This window comes from Mucilaginibacter rubeus (genome assembly GCF_003286415.2).
In the GTDB taxonomy this organism is placed as follows: Bacteria; Bacteroidota; Bacteroidia; order Sphingobacteriales; family Sphingobacteriaceae; genus Mucilaginibacter; species Mucilaginibacter rubeus_A.
The window spans coordinates 580,351-601,103 of sequence record NZ_CP043450.1; the positions used below are offsets into that span (position 1 = coordinate 580,351).

The following is a 20,753-nucleotide window of genomic DNA, read 5'->3' on the forward strand; positions in this document are numbered from 1 at the left end:
TAAAAACTGGATATGTGGCTTTAATTGGCTAAGTTACTTTGTGCGGCTATATATCAAAGGGTTGAGCCTGTCGTTATTTAACAAGTCACCCACTTTTATGTTGGCAACATCCGCGTCGCTTATAATATTTTGTATGCCGTTGTAGGTATTGCCGTCGGGCATGTATGCGCAGGTCATGGCGCGCCGGTATCCGGGTGTCATATTAGCGTGCGCGCCGTGTATGGTAAGACCGTTATGAAACGAGCAGCTACCCGCTTTCATGGGCGCAGCTACAGATTTACTTCCTTTAAACTCCGGGTAGGTGGTGAAAATAGCGCCCATGTTTTTGCCTATGCCCGGGTTTTCAAATGTAGTTGTATGATAAGAGCCCGGAATGAAGAACAGGCAGCCGTTTTCGTAAGTAGCATCATCCAAAGCCACCCAAATAGATAAAGCCCGGCGGTCGCTGAATGACCAGTAGGGGGTATCCAAATGCCATGATGTAGGGTTGGCCCATGGCTTTTTGATCAGGGCCTGATCATGCCAGATCCTGATACCATCAACATCGGCCAGTTGGGCGGCCATTTTACCAAGACGCTCATCAAGCATGATCTGTTTTATGCCTTCGTTATCCTGCCACAGGTTTATCAGCTGATCAAATACATTATCATAATAGGCTTTATCGGCATCATCGCCTTTGCCATATACTTCTTTTCTGTCGGGCATTTTATTGCCGTTTCTTTTGGCAACGGCGGCATCCAATGCCTCCCGCCAAAAGGCGAGTTCATCGGCACTTAAAAAATCTTCAATCACCAGGAAACCGTCATGGCGGTATTGCGCAACTTGTTGTTGCGAAAGCTCATTTTTCATTTAGGTCTTGTATTTTATGGTTTACGGTTTCAAAAGTATTTCAAATGAAAATTTGACAGTTAGCACAAGAGCGCCTATTTTTTGTACTTTTTGATATATCGCTTTTACTTTTCGGTCTGCCAAAAAATACCAGTAAAAAATATCAAAAAGTACAAATTAAAGTGCGGAATGTGTATTTCGATTTTTGATCTATGAAATACTTTTGATGTTACAATTATAAGCCAACCAGCCAGATACGAATTTTGATAACTATTCTGTAAGTGGTTGCCATCATCTTTAACCACCCTGCTCTATGAAAGTAAACATTATTGACCGGGTACAGACTGTTACAGACAAGCAAAATTTCGCCTGTTTGGTAAAACGTTTTATACCCAAAGTCTTCACCCAATCGCAAAGTCCTTAGCGGCCTGCCGATTATTCGTTTTCTTAATTCAAAACTCCTGAAGCATTAAATAACAATTGCTTTAGGCGAAAAAAAAGCTAATTCAAACTGGCCTGGCTTTGCTATGCCTTATTCCATCCATCATTAACCAATCCATGTAAATTTTATGAAAAGAAAAATTCTACTTTTTGACCCCTGGAAGCATATGCTGGCCGTCATCATCGGTCTGCTGATGTACCTTCCGTTCAATGCCGGTGCGCAGGTAGCAGTAACCGGTACTGTAAAAGATTCCCTTAGCTCCGAGCCGGTAGTTGGTGTTTCCGTTATGTTAAAAGGCACTTCAACCGGTGCGCAGACAGATGTTAACGGAAAATTCAGAATCAACGCGCCGGTTGGCGGCGTATTGATATTTAGGTATATCGGCTACAAAGAGCAACAATTAACCGTTCCGGCGGGTGCTGTTTTAGATGTACGCATGGCGTCCATTTCGCAAGGACTAAAGGAAGTTGTTGTAGTGAGCTACGGTACCCAGGCCCGGCGCGAAATTACCGGCGCTGTTAGCTCGATCAATACAAAAGAGGTAAAGGATATGCCGGTAGCCAATATCGGGCAGAAACTGCAGGGTAAGCTTGCCGGCGTACAGATTAACCAAAACTCCGGAACGCCGGGTGCTGAAATGACCTTCAGGATCAGGGGGGCGGCATCCATTAACGCCGGTAATAACCCGCTCATCGTTATCGACGGTTTCCCGTCGCAAAGCGGCTTGCAAACTTTAAGCCCTGATGAGATCGAATCTATCTCCGTTTTGAAAGATGCTTCCGCTTCGTCGCTATATGGCTCACGTGCTGCTAACGGCGTTGTTTTGGTAACAACCAAGCAGGGTAAAGCCGGTATTAAAACGCTTGATTTCAGCGCTTACACCGGCGTACAATCGGTACCAGATCGTGGTAAACCTGATTTGATGAACGCGCAGGAATTTGCTCAATTCAAAAAGGAGTTTTATGAGGATAAAGCCCGCTATGAAGGTTATACCGGCGGCGTGCCATCTGTATATCAAAACCCTGAACAATATGCAGGAAACGCGGGCACCAACTGGTTTGATGTGTTGCTGCGCAATGCGGTATCGCAAAATTATAACCTCGCTTTCAGTTCGGGTACCAAAGATTTGAAAACCGCGGTAAACTTAAACTATAACAAGCAGGAGGGGGTAATGCTCAACTCCTATGATGAGCGCTTTACGGCAAGATCAAACAATATCTACAACGCATCGGACAGGCTTACGCTTGGCGTCAATCTGGAGTTATCTTATGGTAACAACCAGGTAGTGCCGGGGTTAGATAACGGGCGTAATATCATTGAAAATGCCTTTTTAATGGATCCAACGGTTAAATACAAAAATGCCGACGGCAGCTACCCGGTGTCGTTCTCTCAACCGGGCATGTTCCCAAATCCTAACTATTATTTGGTGTTAACGCAAATCACCAATAAAACAAAGGCTGCAAGGGTACTGGCTAATGGTTTTGCTGAAGTTAAATTGATAGATGGCCTTAAATTCAAAACTACCATCAACGTTAATACCGATAATACGGTTAACCGCCAGTTTACACCTTCAACAGCGCAGGGCGGTTTAGGCAGCGCACCACCACAACCAGCAAGCGGTAGTTACAATACCAGCAATTTTTTAACCTGGCTTAGCGAAAATACCTTAAACTACCAGAAGGCATTTAACAAACATCATATTGATTTCCTGGCTGGTTACAGTTACCAAAAATACTCTACAGAAAACAGTTCTATTGCTGCCAGCCAGTTTCCGGATGATAACATTCAATGGATAAACGCTGCTACTACCCGTATTGGTAACGCGGATGCCAGCCAGTCGGCATTGATTTCACTTTTTGGTAGATTGAACTATAACTTCGACAGTAAATACCTGATCTCGTTAAACTTCAGGCGGGACGGTTCATCTCGCTTTGGCGCTAACACCAAATACGGAAATTTCCCTTCAGGCTCAGTTGGCTGGGTTGCTTCGGAGGAGGATTTCTTAAAGAAGGTTAAACCTATCAGTTTCCTTAAATTCAGGGTGAGTGCCGGTAAAACAGGTAACTATAACATTGGCGATTACAGCTATTTAGCCAATGTAAACAGCAATAACTATGTTTTTGGCAACAGCGTAACACCCGGTAAAGCGCTGAACGGTATAGGTAACAACAACCTTACCTGGGAAACTACCGTTAGTTACGATGCCGGTTTGGATTTGGAGCTTTTTAATAGCCGCATTGCCTTTACTTATGACTATTATTGGAAGAAGACCGACGGTCTGTTGTATGGCATCGATATCCCAGTACAATCGGGCTTCTCAACTATTACATCAAACATAGGCCGGTTTGATTTCTGGGGACATGAGTTTACCATTAACTCAAAAAACCTGGTTGGCGATTTTAAATGGAATACCGGCTTCAACATCTCGTTCGACAGGAATTTGGTGAAGAAGTTAGGAACTAACGACGCGCCGATTGGCGGCTATGGCGAATACTGGGACGATAACCGGACTGCTGTTGGCCACCCGATAGGTTTGTTTTATGGCTATATTAATACAGGCGTGTACATGACACAGCAGGAGTTTGATACCCAGCCGCACGATGCCACAGCCATGGTTGGTACCGCCCGTTTTAAAGATGTAAGCGGTCCGGATGGTAAGCCGGACGGGAAGATTGACAGCTACGACCGTACTTTTATCGGTAACCCGAACCCTACATTTACATATGGTATCACCAACAGCTTTAGTTATAAAAACGTTGATCTGAGCATTGTTATGGCCGGTTCGGTTGGCAATGATATCGCGGACGATGCTTTTCAATCTACCGAAAACCTCGACGGTGTATTTAACGTGCGTAAAGGTGTGGCAAACCGCTGGAGATCACCAGAAGATCCTGGTGATGGTATCTACCCCCGTACAAGAACCGGTACTACCGAAGACTTCCGTAATTTCACCAGCCGTCAGGTTTTTAAAGCTACTTACCTCGCCGTAAAAAATATCACCTTAGGGTATACTGTTCCGGTTAAAAAGCTCAAGTATTTCAGAAACCTGCGTGCTTACGTGAGTGCGCAAAATGCTTTCATTTTCACCAAATATCCAGGTATGAATCCAGAGGCGGGGCTTGCAGGTTTGAACGGCCTGAACCAGGGACGTGATTTTACAGGATATCCCATTCCGCGGATCCTTTCCGTGGGTTTAAACGCGGGTTTTTAATTGCAAACATTAATAAGACACACAATGAAAAAGATAACCTATATATTACTAACAGCAATGGTTTGCATGGCCTCCTGCAAAAAGGGAACGCTTGACCTTGTACCGCAAACCGCGCTTAGTTCGGCTTCATTTTTTAAAAATGCCGACCAGTTTAACCAGGCACTTACCGGTGCATATACAAACCTTAGGGGAGTGGCCTTTATGGGTATTTACATGGACGAAATGCGTTCGGATAATACCTTCTTCACTTTCTATTCTGCCGATAGGGGAACGTCAACCAGCGCTGAAGCTTATGCCGAGTTTATAGATAATTCTACCTCAAGCCAGGCGCCAAACTCGCCGGGCAACCGATACGGAAATGACTATGAAGGAATAGCTAAGTTAAACACGATTTTGACCAGGCTCGATAAATCTTCTCTTGCACAAACTGATAAAGACAAGATTGGAGGGGAAGCCTTGTTTTTACGCGCCTTTTATTACTATGATCTGGTTCAGCATTTTGGCGGAGTTCCGCTGCAGGTAGAAGAAGTAACGGATGTGAATGGAGCCTTTTTGCCGCGTAATTCGGTAGATGAGGTTTATACCCAGATATTAGCCGACTTGAACAAAGCCATACCGCTTTTACCTGTTGTTAAAGCATTCCCGCAATCGGGTCGTGCTACGCAGGGAGCGGCTAAAATGCTGTTAGGGTATGCATACATGTCAAAACCAAGTCCTGATTATGCCAAGGCCGAAGCCGCGTTATTGGATATAACCAAAATGAGTTACTCGCTTTTGCCTAACTATGCCAATGTTTTCGATCCTACCAACAAGAACAATTCCGAATCAATTTTTGAGGTACAGTACAAGGCAGGGAATGATGGGCAGCAAAGCGATTTTATCTGGCGATTTATTCCTAAAACTACCAACACCGAAGCTATACTTGGTCTACATGGTACTAATGCCCGTGGCAGTCTTGCCAGCGGCGGATGGAATGTACCAACACAGGAAATGGTTGACTCATACGAAAAAGGTGATTTGAGGTTACCTGCCTCAATTGCTGTGGCCGAAGGCACGGTAAATAACGAGGTGTTGACCACAACCGCCGTTAAAAGTCCTGTTGATTATAAACCAACTGCTGGTCTTGGTTATTACTATTTCATCAAAAAGTACCTGCACCCGCCATACCAGGTTGAATACAATACTGATGATAACTGGCCTATATACCGTTACTCGGGCGCATTATTGCTTTTGGCAGAGTGTTTAGTTGCCGAGAATAAAAATGGTGAGGCTTTACCATATTTAAACCAGGTAAGGTTAAGAGCCGGTTTACCTGCCCTTGCTCAGGCCACTAAGCTTAACGTGTCTAATGAAATGCGCCATGAGCTGGCATTTGAAAATCACCGGTGGACAGATCTGATCCGAAATGGTCAGGCTATTGATGCTATCACAGCCAAGGGTGTGCGTTTGAAAGCATTGTACGGATTTTTATTGCCATCTACTTTCCTGATTGATCAGAACAGGTTGATTTACGCTATTCCTTTCCGGGAGATCCAGATCAACAGCAAACTGACTCAAAATCCGGGTTATTGATTTATCCCCATCTAAATGCTATCATAAATCAGCCGTGCGATCATTGTAGATCGCGCGGCTTTTTTATGACTTTAAGCTTAAGAATGTTCCGTTTTTTACAATTCGGATGATTGGCCTGTATCTTATATTTGTGATAATGGTTTTTAAAGAGATTCTTCCGGGCCAAAGGCTGCAGCCGTACATCAAATGCTTCTACTTTTACGAATCTGATTCGGACAGGAGCTATGATGATATCGTGTTCCCAAGCGGCACCATGGAAGTGATCTTTAACCTTGGCGCCGGAAACTGGAAGTCAAAAAAAGGGGATACATTTTATACCACGCCTCCAGTTGAGCTTTGGGGGCAGATCACCAAGCCGCTGGCCATACAATCGGTAGGAAGAAATATCATGCTGGGCTTCCGTTTCTACCCACATTCGGCCGCTTATTTTTTTGACGAAAATGTAGCCGAGTTCAATAATGAAATTGTAGATGCCAGGCAGGTATTCGGCCCTAAATTGCAAACGCTTTATTCAAGGTTATTGGAGACTCCCGATCTGAACGCGAAGGTAGCCATGATTGAGGATTACCTTTGGAGCCGTTTATCTGTAACTGAAAAAAAGCACTCGAAGATCAAATTCATAGGTGACATCATAGGCAATCTTAAAAAGAGCTACAGCGATGATAATATCCTATCTATTTCCAACCGGCATAATATTTCTTCACGGCATTTAAATACCCTTTTTTCGCAGTATACTGGCATACCTCCCAAATTATTTTATAAAATAAATCGCTTTCAACATAGCCTTAACCTCGTAAACGCTGCCGAAGAAAAGCTGACCAATGTAGCTTACAGCGCCGGCTATTTTGATCAGGCCCATTTTATAAAGGAGTTTAAGCTTTTTACAGGACTTACCCCTAATGCCTTTGCCGCGCAGGCATCGCCAATAAACCAGATTTTGGCGGGCAGTTAATACGCTTCCGTTTTATACAATTTTGGGTTGTTAAAGCCATATAGTTTTGCTGATAATAAAAACACAGCAAAATGAAAACAGCAAAAACACCACAGGAAGTGCACGCCGTACTGGCGGCAGCTTTTAACACCAAAAACTTAGATGTAATTATGAATGTGTACGATGCCAACGGCATCATTTTCCCTGAACCCAGAAAAGAAGTATCAGGGCAGTCCCAGTTTGTAGAAGCAGTAAAAAGCATTTGCGCTGTTCCGGGCGTAATGGAAATTAAAACCGTTTACTGTCTACAATCGGGCGATGTAGCCGTAGGCCGATCGGAGTGGAGCATTACAGACAAAGGTAAAACCCAGGTTGCAGCAAAAGGCATCGAACTTATGAAGCAACAACCCGATGGCAGCTGGAAAATTATCATCGATCACGCTTTCGGAGCCGAAGCTAATCTTGTAGCATGATTAAAATTAAGAAAGAACAATGGCCGGTTTATCCGGCCATTGTTCTTTCACCTTTCACCTTTCACCTCAATTTGTTCCGTTTTATACAATTTTCAGAAAAGCAAGCGGGCTAATTTTGAGCATCAATAAAAAATAAGAAAATGAAAAACAGATTTAAAGAATTTTTAGCCCTGCATCATAATACAGAACTTCTGCAAATTGGTAACGTATGGAATGTACAAAGCGCACAGGTTTATGATAAACTGAATTTTAAGGCCATAGGCACATCAAGCGCGGCAGTTGCAGCTACATTAGGTCTTGCCGATGGTGAAGAAATGAGTTTTGATGATTATCTTTTTGTGATCAAACGGATAGCAGCATCGGCATCGGCCATTTTATCAGTTGATCTTGAAGCGGGTTATGGTAACACGCCTGAAGAGATCAGTGACAATATCATCCGTCTGCATAGTATTGGTGTGGCAGGTATTAACATCGAAGATTCGATAGTAATCAACGGTCAGCGCAGCATTGTTGATGCGAATGAATTTGCCGCAAAACTTAAACAGGTTACCGGTTTACTGGCGAAAGCAGGAGTGGAGGTATTTATAAATGTAAGGGGCGATTCATTTTTGCTTGGTTTGCCCAACGCGCTTGAAGGTGCCCTCACCCGCACTAAACTTTACCAGGATACAGGCGTACATGGTTTGTTTTTTCCTTGCATCACACAAATAAGTGATATCGAAAAAATAACCGCCTTATCCAACCTCCCCGTTAGCGTAATGTGTATGCCTAACCTGCCTGATTTTAAAGCGCTGCAGAGCGCCGGTGTAAAACGGATCAGTTCAGGTAATTTTTTAAACAGCATTATTTACCAGGAGCTGGAAAACAAAGTTGAAAAGATAGTCGCCGAAAATAGCTTCGCGAGCCTGTTTAATTAAGGTCTCCAAATTCCAACCATACGTTGTAAGGAGTTAACAAACTTTTTGCAAGGCATAGGGTTATTGTGGATGTAGATTTAATCTGCAAATAAGTTTAGGTTAAAAGTCCCTGCGGCGAGCGTTAGGGACTTTTTATTTATAAAGAATTGATCAATCGATATAAAAAATGCGTTTCCATAAAATGGAGGCGCTTTTTGCTTTAAAGATGGTATTATCGAAGCATATTGGCGCTGCAATTTTTACCCGGTTTAATTCATTTTATTGCAATAATTATATAAAGTCTATGGTTTTAGTAGAATATGTATATATTTGCACCATCAAATCGGTTCTTTGAGTATTTTATTATCAAGAAAGACTGAGGGAAAGGCCCTGTGATGTCTTAGCAACCTGTAAGCCCACTGTTATAAAGGTGCTAATTCCTGTCTGCCCAAATAGGGGTGGAAAAGATAATGTAATAAGCTATTGCCTTGTATTTTCAGGCTATAAGTACAATTCTTTTTCTCCCTTCACTTTTCTTGCTAAAAAATATTACTGAGTTGATATCACAATTTAAAGTGTTTAGCAATGAAGATTAAACTTTTACTTATTACCTGCCTGTTTTCCATAACAGCGCTATTTGCCTCAGCGCAAACAAACGCGGCTGCTGATCCGAACACAGATCGTGGTTACATCGTGAAAACAGGCGATATCGCCCCGGCTGATTTTGAGCTTGTGCTTACCGATGGCACTAAAACATCATTAAAGCAATTACGCGGTAAAGTGGTTATCCTGCAATTTACTGCAAGCTGGTGCAGCGTATGCCGCGAAGAAATGCCTCATCTTGAAAAAGAGATCTGGCAGGCTTATAAAGATAAAGGCCTGGTTTTAATAGGTGTTGACCGCGATGAACCGCTTGAAAAAGTGAAAGGTTTTCACCAGGTCATGAACATCAGCTACCCGCTGGCCCTTGATCCCGGTGCAGATATCTTCGGACGGTTTGCTAACAAAAAAAGTGGCGTCACGCGTAATGTAGTTATTGACCGCGATGGGAAAATTGTTTACCTCACCCGCTTGTACGATAAACAGGAATTTGCATCCATGCTAAAAGCTGTCGACGCTTTGGTGAACAACAAAACAGCATCTATCAACTAAATGAATGACGGCCACCCTGCTGGCTATCGATAAAGAAAGAATCTATCCGTACTTATTTAATACCCGTTTTTATGAAAACAAAAACTAACCCCTTACACAAAAACACCTTCGTCCCGGTAAGCCAATCGGCCTGCAAATCCATCTATCCATATATGCAAAGCATGCGTTGTTGCTGCTAATTCTTTACAGCATGCATGGTATTTAAATACGGACTTGCTGCAGCTTGCCGTAGCTTAATAATACCATCCCCTAATCAATTCTTTACTGTTATAACAGGTTATGAGTTGGGCAATTTATGCCTGCTAACGCGATAGCCATGCTTTTTGTACCGGTAAAGACATCAAAAAATTAATTCTCAATTATTAAATCATGTTAAAAATTTACAAGCTATTTCTGGCAATTTTATTGCCTTTCATTCTCGTCCAGACGGTTGCGGGGCAATCCGTTAAAATAAGCGGTGTGGTAACCGCCAAGTCCGATGGGCTGCCGTTGCCCGGTGTAAGCATATCAGTTAAAGGCACTACAACGGGCGCACAAACCAATGTTGACGGTAAGTTTACCATTAACGCCAAAGTAAACGATGTACTGCGGGTTAGCTATATAGGCTTTACCAGCCAGGACGTTACGGTTACAGGTTCATCAACCTTGAATATAGTTTTGGTTGAAGCGCCAAACTCGCTTAATGAGGTAGTTATAACGGCCCTCAATATCTCAAAAGATAAAAAATCATTGGGTTATGCAGTGCAGGGTTTAAAATCGAAAGATATCTCAGAAGCCAAGGAAACAAACTTTGTAAACGCGCTGGCGGGTAAAATTGCCGGTGTACAGGTTACCAACAGCCAGGGTGATATGGGTTCGTCCCGTATCGTTATCCGTGGAGAAACTTCTATCTCGGGTAATAACCAGCCCTTATTTGTGGTTGACGGTGTTATAGTTGACAACAGCCAGTTTTTAGGAAATAATGGTTCAAGGGATTTTGCCAATGCTATTTCTGATCTTAACTCTGAAGATATCGAATCGGTAAGCGTGCTGAAAGGCCCTAATGCGGCAGCGCTTTACGGTTCACGCGCGGCAGCAGGCGTTATCCTCATCAGGACTAAAACCGGTAAGGGCGCAAAAGGCTTAGGTGTTACCATAAACTCGAACACCAGTTTTTCAAACGTGCAGATCCTGCCTGATTATCAGAACCAATACGGGCAGGGTTCAAATGGCAAATTCAGCTATGTAGATGGTAAGGGCGGCGGCGTTAACGATGGTGTTGACGAAAGCTGGGGCCCTGCATTAGATGGCTCGCTGATTCCGCAGTTTTACTCAAATGGGCAGGCTGTGCCTTTTGTTGCCCATCCTGATAACGTAAAAGACTTTTTTAAAACCGGTGTTACATTGAATAATGGCGTCGCGATAGCAAGCAGCAGCGATAAAAGTGATTTCAGGTTATCATACAACAACCTGCACCAAACCGGTATTGTACCTAATACTTCACAAGGCCGTAATTCTTTCGCTTTAAACTCAAGCTATCGGATCAATAATAAATTAACAGTAAATACTATTGTTGATTATAGCAAAGATGACGCGGATAACCTTCCGGGCGCTTACGGAAAACGCGCAACCAGCACTATGCTACAGTTTACGTGGTTCGGTCGGCAGGTTGATATCAACAGACTTAAAAATTATAAAGATGCTAATGGCAATACCTTTAACTGGAACAACAGTTACTATAGCAACCCATACTGGCTGGCTTATGAAAACACGGTTGGTCAGCATAAAAACCACCTGATAGGTAGCATCGAATTGAATTATAAGATCATTGACGGCCTGTCTGCAAACTTCCGCACCGGAACAGATTATTATAACGACCGCCGCAAGATCAAAGTAGCTTACGGCACCAACGGAACGCCGTTTGGATCATACGAGGAAGATGCTTACAGCGTGAACGAAAATAATACCGAAGCCAGGTTACAATACACTAAAAAGCTGAATAATGATTTCACGCTTGATGTGTTTGGCGGTGGCAACATTGCTGTGAGAACAACCGAGAATAATGATCAGTTGGCTCCGAAACTTGCAGTTGCAGGCCTGTACACACTAAGCAATTCCCGTGATCCATTGGTTTCGACAAACTATTATGGTAAGCTTAAAACCTATAGCTATTTTGGTTCGGCCCAGGTTGGTTTCAGGAATTATGCATTCTTAAACTTTACCGCCCGTAACGATTGGTCTTCATCTTTACCTTCAGATGCATTGTCTTACTTCTATCCATCGGTAAACGGAAGTTTGGTGTTGTCAGAAGCCCTGGATATTAAAAGCGATGTGTTGACTTATGCCAAACTAAGAGGTGGCTGGTCTAAAGTGGGTAAGGCTACTGATCCTTATCAGTTGCTTAATGTTTTCACTTCTTCAACGCTTTTCGGCTCAAACCCGCAGCAAAGCTCACCAACTATCGATCTGAATGATCACCTTAAGCCTGAAACCACTACATCGGCAGAGGCCGGTTTTGAATTAGGCTTTTTCCATGATCGTGTACATTTAGATGTAAGTGGATATAACACCAACAGTACTAACCAGATCCTTACTGTACAGGTAAGTTCATCAACGGGTTATAGCCAAAAAGTAATAAACGGTGGCCGCATCAACAACAAAGGAGTTGAGGTTCAATTGGGTATTACGCCAATTAAATCAAAAGCCTTTACATGGGATATAACCACCAATTACTCGCTAAACCGCAGTAAGGTAGCTTCACTTGACGCTGACGGCCGCCTGCAAAGCGTAGTTTTGGGTACAGATCGTACAGTACAGGTTTTAGCTGCCCTTGGTCAGCCTTACGGCTCACTCTATGGCACTGCTTACACACGTGATGCTTCCGGCAATATCGTAATTGATGCCAATGGCACACCTGTATTTAACACTACCAAACGCTATTTAGGTAAGTTTACCCCTAATTGGTTAGGAAGCATCAATAACAGCTTTACCTACAAAGGCATTAACCTGAGCTTTTTGGTTGACGCGCGTTTCGGCGGATCTATTTACTCAAACACAAACCGTACAGGTACTTATACCGGCGTATTGGCTTCAACTTTGCCGGGCCGTGGCGCTGCTAACGGTGGTTTAAGCTACTACTATCCGGGTAATAACACTTCGGCAGCGGCGGTACAGGTTACCGGTGCGGTTCCTGCAGGTGTAACGGTTTATAACGATGGTATGATATTTAAAGGTGTAAAAGCCGATGGTTCGCCAAACACCACTATCATCCCTGCACAATCCTACTATAAAGGCTTTACTAATATCGATGAAGCGTTTGTTTACGATGCCTCGTATATCAAGCTTCGCGAAGTAAAACTGGGTTATTCTTTACCGGCTAAATGGGTAAATAAAATTGGTTTCCAGGGTGCTACATTTTCGGTAGTTGGCCGTAACCTTTGGATCATCCACAAAAACGCACCGAATATTGATCCGGAAACGGCCTTTAACGCAGGCAACGGCCAGGGACTGGAAGACCTTACCCTACCTACTGTGCGTAACATCGGTTTTAACGTAAACCTTAAATTCTAAAACATCATGAAACTTAAATATATCAGCATATTATCCGCCGCGGTTTTATTATCGGTAACATCGTGCAAAAAGGATCTGTTAAAGATCAACCAAAACCCGAACGGCTCGCAAATAGCACAGCCCGATTACCTGTTGACCGCCGCTACCAAAGCAACGGCCGATACCTATTGGGGCGTAGCCAATAACATGGATGCCAGCTTGCTTTTTGTGCAGTACTGGTCAAAAATTCAATACACTGATCCCGACAGGTATATTTATGCCAGCAGCGCGTTTGAAGAACTCTGGAGTACAGGTTATGCTAAAAGTATTGTAAACCTTAACCAAATCATCAAACTTGCCGATGCCCAGGGTAATACCAACTATAAAGGTGTTGCCTTGATATTACGCTCGTGGACATTCAGTTTATTAACCGAGGCTTACGGCAATATTCCTTATAAACAGGCGGCCAATATCGATCAGTATCTTACCCCTGCTTATGATGCTCAGAAAGATGTTTATTTTGCTTTGCTGGATGACCTGAAAGCTGCTCAGGCTGCACTTGATCCTTCAGGCAAAGCCATAGCAGGCGATGTGATTTACAGCAATAATATTACATCATGGAAAAAGTTCGCCAACTCTTTAAGGCTTCGTATTGCTTTACGCATTGCCGATAGGGAACCTGCCAAAGCTAAACAGGTACTGGATGATATCAAAGCAGAAGGAGGCTCGTATATCAGCTCAAATGCTGAGACCGCGCAGTTGGTTTACCTTGATTCGCCAAACCAAAACCCGGTGAGCAACCTGTTTGATACCCGCGATGACTACCGTATCAGCAAAACTATAGTTGACAAGCTGTTTGCACTCAAAGATCCGCGCTTACCTATTTATGCTGCTCCAACGCAGGATGCTACACCGCAAACCTATGTTGGCTTGCCAAATGGTTTATTAGTGGGGGATGCCAGCAACTATGGCTTTACCAAAACTTCAAAACCGGGCACTTATTTCCGCGCTCCGCATGCCCCGGCTGTTATTTTAAGTTATGCCGAAAGTTTGTTTGACAGGGCAGAGGCAGCCGCCCGTGGTTTTACTACCGAAGATGCTGCATCTTTATATAATCAGGCGGTTACAGCGGCATTGTCGCAATACAGTATTGCTTCTGCGGATATTGCCACTTATGTATCACAGGCGGCTGTTAAATACGATGCATCTAACTATAAAAAATCAATTGGCGAGCAAAAATGGATAGCTCTGTTTGGCCAGGGCCTGGAAGGCTGGACCGAATGGCGCAGGCTTGATTATCCGCAATTGCAACCCGCTGTTGCAGGCACACTGAATGGTAAAATACCGGTAAGGTTTATCTATCCGGGAACCGAGCAATCACTGAACAAAACCAGTTATCAGGCAGCAGTTGCCGCTCAAGGAGCCGATGCGCTTACCACCAAGCTTTGGTTTGATGTGAACTAAACAAAACATAGTTTTATTAAATAAACTTAAAAACGGGTTCCCCCAACGGGAAATCCGTTTTTTTATGGAAAATAAAGCTGAAATTTGCAGCATGATTATCAGGAAGAAAGAGCATTGGTTCAGGATGCTGTTTATCTGGCATGGTTCTGTACTGCCCCGATTGTTGCCCCGCCTGGGTTTATTGTTAGTATTATCGGTAATTATAGTATACCTGCACGGTTCCCTGTTTTCGTTCAAGGTACCTTTAAACCCGGCACCGTTTACCTTATTTGGTTTAGCACTTGCCCTGTTTTTAGGTTTCCGGAACAATGCCAGTTATGACAGGTTTTGGGAAGGTCGAAAATTATGGGGAGCCTTGTTAAATGACACCCGATCACTTGCGAGGCAGGCTTTCTCCACCACGGGCTATCAAACAGCCGACCAGGAACCGCAGGCCTTTGTTAAACTGCTCATTGCTTTAACATACAGCCTTAAGCATCAATTACGAGGCACTGATACCAAAGCTGATCTTGAACAGATGTTACCCGCCGATTTAGCTTTACGAATAGGCAACGCTAAATATAAACCCATTATGCTATTGAGCGAAATGGGGAGCTGGGTACGTATGGTCAAGGCGCAAGGGAAAATCGACTCCATTATACAGGTTTCATTTGAGGAAAGTTTCAATAAGCTGTCAGACATTGTTGGCGGTTGCGAACGGATAGCTTCAACGCCTATTCCGTATAGTTACCGGGTATTGCTGCACCGTACGGTTTATCTTTACTGTTTTATGCTGCCCTTTGGTTTGGTTGATAGCCTGGGCTGGCTTACACCGCTGATTGTGGTGTTTATAGCCTATACCTTTGTAGCCTTTGAGGCAATTGCCGATGAAATTGAAGAACCTTTCGGAACGGAGGCTAACGACCTTGCCTTAAATGCCATGTGCCGGATGATAGAAACCACATTGCTTGAAATAGCCGGGAAACCACTACCGGATAATAGGGAAGTTGAACAAAGAATCATCGACTAAAGCCATCTAACAAAAATAAAATAACAAAAAGCCGGAGATGAGCGTTTCTCATAAATAAGGCAACATCAAATAATAGCGAGTGAAAATAGAAGAAACTGTGATTTTGGTTGATCGCGATGATCAGGAAACAGGTACTATGGAAAAAATGGAGGCGCATATTCAGGGCAAGCTGCACCGTGCGTTTTCTGTTTTTATATTCAATAAAAAAGGCGAGCTGTTATTACAAAAGCGTGCTGACAATAAATATCACTCAGGCGGCAAATGGACAAATACCTGCTGCAGTCACCCAAAGCCCGGCGAAACCAACATTGATGCGGCACACAGAAGGTTACAGGAAGAGATGGGAATGACAAGTGAGCTCAGCTTTGTTTTCTCTTTTATATACTGCACCACCATTCAGGATGATATTATTGAAAACGAGTATGATCATGTTTTCTTTGGTATTACTGATGAATTGCCTGTACCTAATCCCGATGAGGTATCATCATTTAAATACATAACCATGCCCCAGCTGGCAACCGAATTGGAAAATAATCCCGGTGATTATACCCGCTGGCTGGCAATTTGCTTTGATGAGGTGATGACACATTATAAGCAGTTAGCGGTATCCGAGGAGAAATAATCCAACCCCTAAACCACCATACACACATTTTGAAGATATGCGCCGTAGGCGCTACCTATTTGTAGAAAAAGCATAGTAGCAGTCTTTTGCGCCGTAGGTGCTACCCTGAGCAGCAGGCTTTAATCAACACGCCAATTTTCTTATAATCAGGACGAATTGATCTTTTTTTGTAACGGGTATTTTACATGTTGATAATATTATTGTACTTTCAACAATTAATTAAGTAGCTTTAAAATACCAATTATTGTGTAATTACAGCCTGCAACGCGTTCATGAAAAAGGGATCCTTATTTTGTATTGTTCTTTTTTTGATCATTTCTTTGGCTCATGCCCAGTCGCCCATCAAAAACAAGATCCTCAACTATTCTTTAAAAAATGGTCTTTCTTTTGGCATTGTAAACAGCATTACCCAGGATGATAAGGGCTTTATGTGGTTTGCCACCAATGATGGGCTTAACCGTTTTGATGGCACTACCTTTAAGGTTTTTAAATCGCGCGCCGGCGATTCAACCGCCCTGGCCAGTAATTATGTGCAAAAAGTTTTGTGCGATGTGCATGGTAATATCTGGGCGTCATCACGCAACGGCTTAAGCAAACTGGATACCCGTACCGAAAAGTTTGTGCACTATAAATTGAAGCTTAGCAGAGCGGTAAAGAGTGATATCGGCAATATCACCCAAAGTCATGACGGTAACCTGTGGATCACATCTTACAACCTGGGCTTCTCTTACTTTGATATCAAAACCGCCAGCTTCATTAACTACACCCAGATCAACCTACCCCGCTTAGCAAGTAACCGTGTAATTTGTTTGTTTGAAGATTCTAAAGGTTTGTTATGGGTGGGAACACAGGAAGGTAACATTAACATATTCAGGCATAAAGGCGGCCTGATTAGCAAAGCCGATGGTTTAACGCCTCAAATTGCTAATCTGCCCACTACCCGGATCAATGATATTTTTGAAGACCATTTTCATAACATCTGGATAGCTACCGGCAGCGGACTTATTTATTATAATCGCCAGACTAACAAGTTTACCTTGCTGCAAGCCAATCAGCCTGGTATTAAAAGTAAAAGATATATCTCAGTTAATGAAGATAATGATAACCAACTGCTTGTTGGCCTGCAGGATGGGGGACTTTTTAAACTCAATATAGGTTCAAATCCAAACTTTAACACTGCCAATTACTTTTTGCAGCCCGTAACCGGCGATGATGGTTTTTATCTTACCCAACGCTCGGTACAAACGCTTTTTATTGATAAGGATAAGAACGTTTGGGTAGGTACCTACGGCGATGGCATCTACATGATCAGTAGCATTAAAGAAAAGTTTTCGCTGATCACTAAAAAGAAATACGAAACCAGCGGCGAAAGCCCGATAAGGTTTTATGGCATGTGCCAGGACCGCGATGGCTTTTTATGGCTCGGAACCGACGGTGAAGGTCTTTTTAAAACCAGTAGAAACGGCACGCTTATCAAACAATACAAAGCCGATGGACGGGCAGGCAGCATTACAGATAATGCCATTTTATATGGTTATACCGATAGCAACGGAAATGTTTGGTTTGGCACTTATGCTAAAGGCTTACTGCTTTATAACAAAAAAACAGATTCGTTTACCTCATACGCCCATAACGCAAGCGACAGCAAAAGTCTTGGAGGTAACGATGTAAGAGTAATTTATCAGGATAGCCGTAAAAATATCTGGATTGGCACCAATGGCGGCGGTTTAAGCTTATTTGATCCGGTTAGTAAAACCTTCAGCAATTTTACCCCGGCAAACAGTGGGCTCACAGCCTATGATGTGCGGGCCATTACCGAAGATGAACAAGGCAACCTGTGGATAGGTACTTACGGCGGTGGGCTGGATTTTTATGACATCCGGCAAAAAAAGTTCAGCAGGTATTTTACACCAATTGATGAAAGGAATAACCTGCCGGGACAGGTGATATTTTCGCTTTACGTAGATAAATATCGCCGCCTGTGGATAGCTACCGAAGGTGATGGGCTGATAGCTTACGATCTGAAAAAGCGTGTATTCAAGAAGTTTAATGAAACAAACGGCCTTGCCAATAATACGGTTTCTGCGTTTAAAGAAGTGGCTGATGGTACCTTGTGGATGAGCACCAACAAAGGCTTGTCAAATTTAAACCCGGCAACCGGGAAAATCCTAAATTACGACCAGTCCGATGGTTTACAGGCCGGCCAGTTTAACGCCGGCTCTGTTTTGTTTGATGCAGATAACAGCCTCGTTTATTTTGGCGGAACTGAAGGGCTTAACTTTTTTGACCCCGCCAAAGTGAACAAAAGCAATTATCAGCCCAAAGTGATCATAACAGGGCTCCAGATCTTTGGTAAACAGGTTGAGGTTGGTGAGCAGGATAAAAACCGCACCGTGTTAACCCAGGCCATTAACGAAACCCAGCAGATCACGCTGGGGCCGGATCAGTCGGTATTTTCCATTCAGTATGCTTCACTGAATTATACTTATCCGGATAAGGGCGGTTTTGCATATAAACTGGATGGTTTGGATAAAACCTGGAACTACGTTGGCGATCAGCGCCTGGCTACCTATCGTTATCTTGAGCCTGGCGTTTATACATTTAGGGTAAAAGCATCTAACCAGGACGGCTTATGGTTTGATAATTGTGCAACCTTGCAGGTTAAAATTTTGCCGCCATGGTATAAAACATGGTGGGCTTATTTAATTTATATAGCTGCCGCAGGCCTTGTTACTTATTACTACATTTTATACAAAAGCCGCCAAACCAGACTTAAATATGAGGTTAAGGTAGCCCAGCTTTCGGCCGAGAAGGATAAGGAACTTAATGAGCGTAAGCTTTCGTTCTTTACTAATATATCGCATGAGTTCCGCACGCCTTTAACGCTTATCATTAATCCGGTAAAGGATATGCTGTTTGGCAAAAGCGAGGCTACTGATGATGCAGGTAACCTGCACATCATTTACAAAAACGCACGTCGCTTGCTGAGCCTGGTTGATCAATTGTTGCTGTTCAGAAAGGCCGAAAGTGATACCGATAAGCTTAAAATTGTGCGGCTTAACATCGTATCGCTGTGCCATGAGGTGTTTTTATGTTTTAACCACCAGGCGCGCACCAAACATATCCAGTTTGACTTTATAAGCGAAAAGGATACGATAGAGATTTACGCAGATAGGGAGAAGATGGAGATAGCATTGTTTAACCTGATCTCGAATGCCTTGAAATTTACGCCTGATTTTGGCCTGGTAACTTGTACCATAAATGATACCGGTAATGGTATTACTATCAACATTAAAGATAGCGGCTGTGGCATTGCCGAAGGAACAGGCGATGAGTTGTTCGGTAAATTTTATCAGCTGCAAAATTCGGCGCCTTTGGCCGGTGGTTTTGGCATTGGGCTTTACCTGGTTAAGGCCTTTATTGAGCATCATAAAGGAACCATTACTTATACCAGCAAACAGGATCAGGGCACAACATTCCACGTGTCATTATTAAAAGGAAAGGAACACTTTGGTCAGCAGTTTATTTTTGAGGACGTTGCCGAAACTTCGGTGTTCCTGGATGAGCTAATGGAAAATAAAGGCGAATTGGTTACGGTTGAGGCTGAAAACACAGCAGTAGCAGCAAAAAACTCCGAAGCTTTAAGTTCGGACACCAAAACTATGCTGTTGATTGATGATAACCAGCAGATCCGGACTTATCTTAAACAGATCTTTAGCGGCGAATTTGAAATTTTTGAGGCCGACAATGGCACCGATGGCCTGGAGCTGGTGTATCACCTGGTGCCTGATATCGTGATAAGCGATGTAATGATGCAGGGATTAAGCGGTATTGAGGTGTGCAGCCGCATTAAGGAAGATGCTGTTTTGAACCACATTCCGGTGATATTGCTTACCGCCAGTTCTTCACCAGAGATAAAGCTCAAAGGTATTGAGGGCGGTGCCGATGATTACATCAGCAAGCCGTTTGAAAAGGAGATCCTGGTAGCGAGGGTGAATGGTATCCTGAAAAGCCGGAACAACCTTCAGAAGTATTTCTATAATGAGATAACACTTAATAAATCGAACGACCTTAAGATTTCGCAGGAATATAAAGAGTTTCTGGAAAAATGCTTGCAGATAGTTGAGCAGCATTTAACTGATCCTGATTTCAGCATCAAAACCCTTGCTGCCGAAATAGGCATGAGCCACTCCAATTTATACAAACGAATCAAATCAATCTCGGGGCAATCGGCAAACAGTTTTATTCGCTTTATCCGCTTACGTAAAGCCGCGGAGATTTTGCTTACCACCGATAGTACGGTTTATGAAACTGCATACAAGGTTGGCCTAAATGATTTGAAATACTTCAGGGAGCAATTCAATAAGCTGTTTGGCATAAACCCTTCAGACTATATTAAAAAATATCGTAAACCCTTTCACAACAATTATAACGTGAACCGGGATGTGATCAGGGAAAGCTAATCAGAGGCTATGTAATTGTTTACTCTCCCGGTCTGCGCTTTGCTGCATGAGCTGTTTTTGGCTTTTCTATAATAGCGTAAAAGACTAATACGCTTTTTCCTAAAATCCCTTGTTTCCGCCAGGTGGAAGGAAGGGGGGAAACAAAGCGAAGTCAGGGGGGTA

Annotated in this window: 12 protein-coding genes and 1 riboswitch; of the genes, 11 read left to right on the forward strand and 1 reads right to left on the reverse strand. The window is 43.2% G+C overall.

The genetic code is table 11. From position 1 onward, the window contains the following. Positions 1 to 33: 33 nt before the first annotated feature. A complete protein-coding gene (locus DEO27_RS02365) occupies positions 34 to 849 on the reverse strand; it encodes a phytanoyl-CoA dioxygenase family protein (protein WP_112569355.1) in 816 nt (271 codons plus the stop codon). Positions 850 to 1,397: 548 nt separating this feature from the next. Here DEO27_RS02365 and DEO27_RS02370 point away from each other — a divergent pair. The 11 genes from DEO27_RS02370 (at position 1,398) to DEO27_RS02420 (ending at position 20,591) form a co-directional block, all read left to right on the forward strand. After that, positions 1,398 to 4,481 (forward strand): SusC/RagA family TonB-linked outer membrane protein, encoded by a 3,084-nt coding sequence (locus tag DEO27_RS02370; protein WP_223818142.1) that lies wholly within the window; start codon positions 1,398 to 1,400, stop codon positions 4,479 to 4,481. 24 nt (positions 4,482 to 4,505) lie between these two features. After that, entirely contained in the window at positions 4,506 to 6,053 is a 1,548-nt protein-coding gene (locus tag DEO27_RS02375; RefSeq protein ID WP_112569358.1) for a RagB/SusD family nutrient uptake outer membrane protein, read from the forward strand. Positions 6,054 to 6,189: 136 nt separating this feature from the next. After that, complete coding sequence (locus DEO27_RS02380; protein ID WP_190295297.1) at positions 6,190 to 7,005, forward strand: helix-turn-helix domain-containing protein; 816 nt, start codon at positions 6,190 to 6,192, stop codon at positions 7,003 to 7,005. A 71-nt stretch (positions 7,006 to 7,076) separates the two neighbouring features. Continuing rightward, positions 7,077 to 7,457, forward strand: a complete 381-nt coding sequence (locus DEO27_RS02385) for a YybH family protein (RefSeq protein WP_112569362.1) — start codon at positions 7,077 to 7,079, stop codon at positions 7,455 to 7,457. A 140-nt stretch (positions 7,458 to 7,597) separates the two neighbouring features. Beyond that, entirely contained in the window at positions 7,598 to 8,374 is a 777-nt protein-coding gene (locus DEO27_RS02390) for an isocitrate lyase/phosphoenolpyruvate mutase family protein (RefSeq protein WP_112569364.1), read from the forward strand. A 339-nt stretch (positions 8,375 to 8,713) separates the two neighbouring features. After that, a riboswitch (SAM riboswitch) is annotated at positions 8,714 to 8,827 on the forward strand. Positions 8,828 to 8,938: 111 nt separating this feature from the next. After that, positions 8,939 to 9,505, forward strand: a complete 567-nt coding sequence (locus tag DEO27_RS02395; RefSeq protein WP_112569366.1) for a TlpA family protein disulfide reductase — start codon at positions 8,939 to 8,941, stop codon at positions 9,503 to 9,505. A 369-nt stretch (positions 9,506 to 9,874) separates the two neighbouring features. Then, complete coding sequence (locus DEO27_RS02400) at positions 9,875 to 13,054, forward strand: SusC/RagA family TonB-linked outer membrane protein (protein ID WP_112569368.1); 3,180 nt, start codon at positions 9,875 to 9,877, stop codon at positions 13,052 to 13,054. 6 nt (positions 13,055 to 13,060) lie between these two features. Continuing rightward, on the forward strand, positions 13,061 to 14,497 hold the full coding sequence (locus DEO27_RS02405) for a SusD/RagB family nutrient-binding outer membrane lipoprotein (protein ID WP_112569370.1): 1,437 nt from the start codon (positions 13,061 to 13,063) through the stop codon (positions 14,495 to 14,497). A gap of 64 nt (positions 14,498 to 14,561) precedes the next feature. Beyond that, entirely contained in the window at positions 14,562 to 15,506 is a 945-nt protein-coding gene (locus DEO27_RS02410) for a bestrophin family protein (protein WP_223818143.1), read from the forward strand. A gap of 79 nt (positions 15,507 to 15,585) precedes the next feature. Next, positions 15,586 to 16,128, forward strand: coding sequence for an isopentenyl-diphosphate Delta-isomerase (gene idi, locus DEO27_RS02415; RefSeq protein WP_223818144.1), 543 nt, complete (start codon positions 15,586 to 15,588; stop codon positions 16,126 to 16,128). A gap of 272 nt (positions 16,129 to 16,400) precedes the next feature. Continuing rightward, complete coding sequence (locus DEO27_RS02420; RefSeq protein WP_112569372.1) at positions 16,401 to 20,591, forward strand: two-component regulator propeller domain-containing protein; 4,191 nt, start codon at positions 16,401 to 16,403, stop codon at positions 20,589 to 20,591. The last annotated feature ends 162 nt before the right edge of the window (positions 20,592 to 20,753 follow it).

Bases quoted from the DNA above. Each gene is read 5' to 3' on its own strand.
- DEO27_RS02365 (WP_112569355.1), bottom strand. From the start codon at position 849: ATGAAAAATGAGCTTTCGCAACAACAAGTTGCGCAATACCGCCATGAC.
- DEO27_RS02370 (WP_223818142.1), top strand. From the start codon at position 1,398: ATGAAAAGAAAAATTCTACTTTTTGACCCCTGGAAGCATATGCTGGCC.
- DEO27_RS02375 (WP_112569358.1), top strand. From the start codon at position 4,506: ATGAAAAAGATAACCTATATATTACTAACAGCAATGGTTTGCATGGCC.
- DEO27_RS02380 (WP_190295297.1), top strand. From the start codon at position 6,190: ATGGTTTTTAAAGAGATTCTTCCGGGCCAAAGGCTGCAGCCGTACATC.
- DEO27_RS02385 (WP_112569362.1), top strand. From the start codon at position 7,077: ATGAAAACAGCAAAAACACCACAGGAAGTGCACGCCGTACTGGCGGCA.
- DEO27_RS02390 (WP_112569364.1), top strand. From the start codon at position 7,598: ATGAAAAACAGATTTAAAGAATTTTTAGCCCTGCATCATAATACAGAA.
- DEO27_RS02395 (WP_112569366.1), top strand. From the start codon at position 8,939: ATGAAGATTAAACTTTTACTTATTACCTGCCTGTTTTCCATAACAGCG.
- DEO27_RS02400 (WP_112569368.1), top strand. From the start codon at position 9,875: ATGTTAAAAATTTACAAGCTATTTCTGGCAATTTTATTGCCTTTCATT.
- DEO27_RS02405 (WP_112569370.1), top strand. From the start codon at position 13,061: ATGAAACTTAAATATATCAGCATATTATCCGCCGCGGTTTTATTATCG.
- DEO27_RS02410 (WP_223818143.1), top strand. From the start codon at position 14,562: ATGGAAAATAAAGCTGAAATTTGCAGCATGATTATCAGGAAGAAAGAG.
- DEO27_RS02420 (WP_112569372.1), top strand. From the start codon at position 16,401: ATGAAAAAGGGATCCTTATTTTGTATTGTTCTTTTTTTGATCATTTCT.